Source organism: Nocardia farcinica (assembly GCF_029867845.1).
GTDB lineage: Bacteria > Actinomycetota > Actinomycetes > Mycobacteriales > Mycobacteriaceae > Nocardia > Nocardia farcinica_A.
This window is the reverse complement of sequence record NZ_JARWRU010001190.1, coordinates 1-1,873: the sequence shown is the minus strand read 5'-3', so window position 1 is coordinate 1,873 and position 1,873 is coordinate 1. Positions and strand designations below refer to the sequence as shown.

The 1,873-nt window shown below is 69.0% G+C and carries 2 protein-coding genes and 1 pseudogene; 1 reads left to right on the top strand and 2 read right to left on the bottom strand.

Translation table 11 applies throughout. The annotated features are described in order from the left end of the window. Nucleotides 1-13: 13 nt before the first annotated feature. Entirely contained in the window at nt 14-973 is a 960-nt protein-coding gene (locus QH283_RS26475) for a glycine betaine ABC transporter substrate-binding protein (protein ID WP_280505652.1), read from the top strand. Between the two features lie 48 nt (nt 974-1,021). On the opposite strand, the gene QH283_RS26470 is transcribed toward QH283_RS26475, so the two are convergent. Beyond that, entirely contained in the window at nt 1,022-1,324 is a 303-nt protein-coding gene (locus tag QH283_RS26470) for a LuxR C-terminal-related transcriptional regulator (protein ID WP_280505651.1), read from the bottom strand. Between the two features lie 213 nt (nt 1,325-1,537). Continuing rightward, nucleotides 1,538-1,873, bottom strand: a pseudogene (locus QH283_RS26465) (hypothetical protein); the annotation flags it as partial.

Genomic DNA, 1,873 nt, shown 5'->3' with positions numbered 1-1,873 from the left:
GGCGACCCGCGCACTGCCCGGAGTGCGCGCGGTGTCCCCCGCGGCCGTGCGCGGGGGCTGTGGCCTGGTGCGCTCCTCGGCCACCTCCCACGACGCCACCCTCCCCGACGGACAGCGCCCGCTCGACGGCGCGAAGGTGGTGGTGACCTCCAAGAGCTTCACCGAGGGCGTGCTGCTCGGCAAGATCACCGCCACCTATCTGGCCGCCGCGGGCGCCTCGGTCACCGACCTGACCGGCGCGCCCGGCTCGGCGTCCTCCCGCCAGGCGCAGCTCAACGGTGACGCCGACGTGCTCTGGGAGTACACCGGCACCGGCTGGGTGAACTATCACGGGCAGACCGAGGTGATCACCGACCCCTATGAGCTGTGGCAGCGCGTGCGCGATATCGAACGCGACGAATACGACCTGGTGTGGCTGGAACCAGCGGAATTCAACAACACCTATGCCTTCGCCGCCGCGGCCGCCACCGCCGACCGTCTCGGCGTCTCCACCCTGTCGCAGGTGGCCGCGCTGCCGGTCGCCGAGCGCACCTTCTGCGTGGACGACGAGTTCTTCAGCCGTGCCGACGGATTCCTGCCCATGCTGGAGCGTTACGGCATTCCCTACAACGATCCGGCCGGTGTGCCCTCGGCCGGTGTGACGCGCATGGACGCCGGTGTCATCTACACCGCGACCGCGCGCGGCGAGCCGTGCAATTTCGGCATGGTCTACACCACCGACGGCCGCATCAAGAATTTGGATCTGCGGGTGCTCGAGGACGATCTGACCTATTTCCTGCCCTACAGCGGGACCGCGGTCGTCCGCGCCGAGACCATCGACCGTCACCCGGAATTGCCCGCCCTGCTCGGCACGCTTTCCGCGCGCCTTTCCGACGACCTGTTGCAGGATCTCAACGGCCGGGTCGACATCGACGGCGAAGCCCCCGCCGACGTCGCCTACGACTGGCTGAAGAGCGAGAATCTCATCGAATGACCGGAATTCGGCGCGGCCGGGGGCGACGAGGCCGCGCCGCATCCCCGGCTACAGATCGTCGATGCCGAGATAACCGTCCTGCAAGGCGCGCGCCATCAGCGCGGCCTTCGTCGGCGCCGGGCGCCCCGCGCGGTCGTACTTCTCCCTGATCCTGGTCAGGTGGGTGTTCATGGTGCCGAGGGCGATGTGGAGGTCGCGACAGACCTCGGCCTTGGAGTCACGCGCGATCCACGCGAGCAGGACCTCGACCTCGCGTGCGCTCAGGGCGGGCGTACGGGGCACCTCGGGCACCGCGCGCGGCTCGCGCGCCTTCGGATGCGCGGGCTCGTGTTCCTCCGGGGTCGACACCATTCCGGTCATTCCTTTCCCACTCCGGCCACCGTCGGCGCGGCCGGTGCACCACAGAGCCGGTTCACGATGGAGCCGGTTCACCATTGAGACGGTTCGCCATAGAGACGGTTCACCATAGAGACGGTTCACCATAGATTAGCCAGATGTCTTTCCATGCGGGAGATTCCAATTACTTGACCCGGAAATCGGGGCCAACGTTAGCGGTGTGAACGACTATTCGACGGAGGCCGCCTCGACGGAGTCCTCCGAAGCCGGAGGGGGGACTTTGTGCTCTTGCGGTCTGCCGTCGCGACCGATCTCCACCCGGCGGATTCCGCCATCCGGTCCGTCCACGACGACGGTGGCCAGCAACCGCCGGTTCGGCGGCAGCACCCGCACCATCACCGAGCCCGCCAGCGCGCCCGCCAATTCCGTCGTGATCTGCGCGATCAGCCGTGATCTCACCGCGGGCGCGGCATCGTCGAGACCACGATCGTCCACCAGCACCACCTCGACCCCGCGGGCGCGGGCGGGGCGCGCCCCGGCGGCGGGCGCCCGGCCCCCCCCCCC

Excerpts from the sequence above, each read along its gene's own strand:
- QH283_RS26470 (WP_280505651.1), bottom strand. The coding sequence starts at position 1,324 with ATGGTGTCGACCCCGGAGGAACACGAGCCCGCGCATCCGAAGGCGCGC.